2 protein-coding genes and 1 pseudogene are annotated in these 2,781 nt (G+C 63.1%); 1 reads left to right on the top strand and 2 read right to left on the bottom strand.

Annotated features, from left to right (window positions below; translation table 11 throughout):
* Positions 1–353: pseudogene (locus tag JMF90_RS32185) on the bottom strand (D-alanyl-D-alanine endopeptidase); the annotation flags it as partial.
* 654 nt (positions 354–1,007) lie between these two features.
* Between JMF90_RS32185 and JMF90_RS32180 the strand changes: the two are divergent.
* On the top strand, positions 1,008–1,574 hold the full coding sequence (locus JMF90_RS32180) for a phasin family protein (protein WP_006478382.1): 567 nt from the start codon (positions 1,008–1,010) through the stop codon (positions 1,572–1,574).
* A gap of 191 nt (positions 1,575–1,765) precedes the next feature.
* On the opposite strand, the gene JMF90_RS32175 is transcribed toward JMF90_RS32180, so the two are convergent.
* A partial coding sequence (locus JMF90_RS32175) for an NAD(P)/FAD-dependent oxidoreductase (protein WP_201325943.1) occupies positions 1,766–2,781 on the bottom strand: 1,016 nt, incomplete at its 5' end.

Below are 2,781 nucleotides of genomic sequence, written 5' to 3'. Positions count from 1 at the left end.
CCGACCGTCGGACGGCGCGGCTGGAACGCGACCTTGCGCACCGCGCCGCGATGGCCGCCGTGCACGTTGCTCGCCGCGAGCGTCACGCGCTTGCGCGACGCTTTCGCGCGCGGCGCATCGGCCGCGGCGACCTTGGCGGATTTATCGGTGGTCGCCTTGGCCGACTTCTTCTTCGCTGACGAAGCAGGAGCGACGGCCTTTTTCTTGGCGGCTTGGGTCTTCGCAGTGGCGGCGAAGGCGTCGGCGGGCGTGACGGACGCGGTGGTCGCCAGCAACGCGACTGCGACCGACACAGCGGTGCCGAGCGTCATGCTCTGCAACAATCTGCGCGGTGAAAACGATTCGGCTTTCATTGGGGTCTGGACAAAGCGGGCGGGAGGTTTCCGCAAGTGTAGTTAAAGCTGAAAAAAAGAGCAATATTAGGCACTTACCGATCGTCTTTAAACCGGAATGTAAGAGTCGGCCAACCTCCGGCCAATCGACCCTTCCGATCCCATCGAAAAAAACGATGGGATGCACTGCCCGACAGCGCCCGTCTCCCGATTACCACGCGGTTAATTGAGATAACGTCACTTCGGAGGCGATTTAAAGCGGGGAAAGTACGTATCCGGTGCTCGGCGTGCCACAGGCGCCGGTCTCGACCGTGGCGGCGGCACGTCGCCACGGCACGCGCATCGAAACAGCGCGTTTTTCGACAGGAACAGAAGGATAACGTTCCATGGGCCTGTCAGGTTTACCTGTGCATGATCATGGTGCGGCGCGCTTGCCCCGCCACCGTGCGCACCATGTGGGAACAAGCCTGAAACCGATTCCGAACGACCGCGATAACTCGTTGTTTTATCGATAATTTGTCGCGATTGTGCAACGCACAAAAAGTGCTTGACATCCGTGTTCTCTGCCCTAAAATAGGCCTCATTGCTGCGTTGCACAAAGCACGCGGCGCCGAAGTTCCCCAGCGTAGTGCCCTTTATTCTGCGATCGACGCGATCGCTTTTCAGGAGCCTGACATGTCCTTGCTGACCCCCGAGCAAATCGCCGCCGCCCAGAAAGCCAACCTCGAAAGCCTGTTCGGTCTGACGACCAAGGCGTTCGAAGGCGTCGAAAAGCTGATCGAACTCAACCTGCAGGTCGTGAAGTCGACGCTGACCGAGAGCCAGGAAAACGCGCAGCGCCTGCTGTCGGTGAAGGACGCGCAGGAACTGATCGCGCTGCAAGCGAGCCTGTCGCAGCCGGTCGCGGAAAAGGTGCTGTCGTACGGTCGTCACCTGTACGAAATCGCATCGTCGACGCAAGCCGAGTTCGCGAAGGTCGCCGAAGCGCAATTCGAAGAGCAGAACAAGAAGGTCCAGGCACTCGTCGACAACGTCGCGAAGAACGCCCCGGCCGGTTCGGAAACGGCTGTCGCCGCACTGAAGTCGGCGCTGAACGCTGCGAACACCACGTACGAAACGGTCCAGAAGGCCACGAAGCAAGCAGTGGAAATCGCTGAAACGAACTTCAACGCCGCTGCTGCCGTCGCAACGAAGGCTGCCACCGCTGCTGCCGCACGTCGTTCGAGCAAGCCGGCCGCGTAAGCGTCCCCTGCTCCTGAAAGAGCCGCGCCCAGCGCGGCTTTTTCGTTTCTGGCGCCGGAATGCGCGCGAGCGGCAACTGCCCGCCACATTCGAGCCTGTCGCGCGCCACGCAAAAGAAAACGCCGCCACCCGGATTACCCGGGCGACGGCGTTTTGTCATGGCCGGCGCGTGGCCGGCCGTGCCGGTCGCGTTACTTCTTGCGCTGCGGCGGCAGGTCCGTGCAGACGCCTTCGTACAGCTCGGCGGCCATGCCGACCGATTCGCCGAGCGTCGGGTGCGGATGGATCGTCTTGCCGATGTCTTCCGCGTCCGCGCCCATCTCGACCGCGAGGCACACTTCGCTGATCAGGTCGCCCGCGTTCAGGCCGACGATCGCGCCGCCGATCACGCGATGGGTTTCCTCGTCGAAGATCAGCTTCGTAAAGCCTTCGTCGCGGCCGTTCGCGATCGCGCGGCCCGAAGCGGCCCACGGGAACACGGCCTTGCCGTACTTGATGCCTTCGGCCTTGCACTGGTCTTCGGTCTTGCCGGCCCACGCCACTTCCGGATCGGTGTAGGCCACCGACGGGATCTGCAGCGCGTCGAAGTACGCCTTCTCGCCATGCGCGGCTTCCGCTGCGACGTGGCCTTCATGCACGGCCTTGTGCGCGAGCATCGGCTGGCCGACGATATCGCCGATCGCGAAGATGTGCGGCACGTTCGTGCGCATCTGCTTGTCGACGTCGATGAAGCCGCGGTCGGTGACCGCGACGCCGGCCTTGTCGGCACCGATCTTCTTGCCGTTCGGGCTGCGGCCCACCGCGACGAGCACGAGGTCGTAGCGCTGCGCTTCCGCCGGCGCCTTCTCGCCCTCGAACTTCACGTAGATGCCGTCTTCCTTCGCTTCCGCGCCGACCGTCTTGGTCTTCAGCATCACGTTGCCGAAGCGCTTCGCGTTGTACTTTTCCCAGACCTTCACGAGATCGCGGTCGGCGCCCATCATCAGGCCGTCCATCATTTCGACGACGTCGATCTCGGCGCCGAGCGTCGAGTACACCGTGGCCATTTCGAGGCCGATGATGCCGCCGCCGATCACGAGCATGCGCTTGGGCAACTGGCGCAGTTCGAGCGCGCCCGTCGAATCGACGACGCGCGGGTCTTCCGGCATGAACGGCAGCTTCACGGCCTGCGAGCCGGCGGCGATGATGGCCTGCTTGAACTTGACGA

The sequence above is a fragment of the Burkholderia sp. E168m23 genome, from assembly GCF_016586125.1.
Classification (GTDB): Bacteria; Pseudomonadota; Gammaproteobacteria; order Burkholderiales; family Burkholderiaceae; genus Burkholderia; species Burkholderia orbicola.
The sequence above is the reverse complement of the archived record's forward strand: the minus strand, read 5'-3'. Positions and strand labels throughout refer to the sequence as shown.

Excerpts from the sequence above, each read along its gene's own strand:
- JMF90_RS32180 (WP_006478382.1), top strand. The coding sequence starts at position 1,008 with ATGTCCTTGCTGACCCCCGAGCAAATCGCCGCCGCCCAGAAAGCCAAC.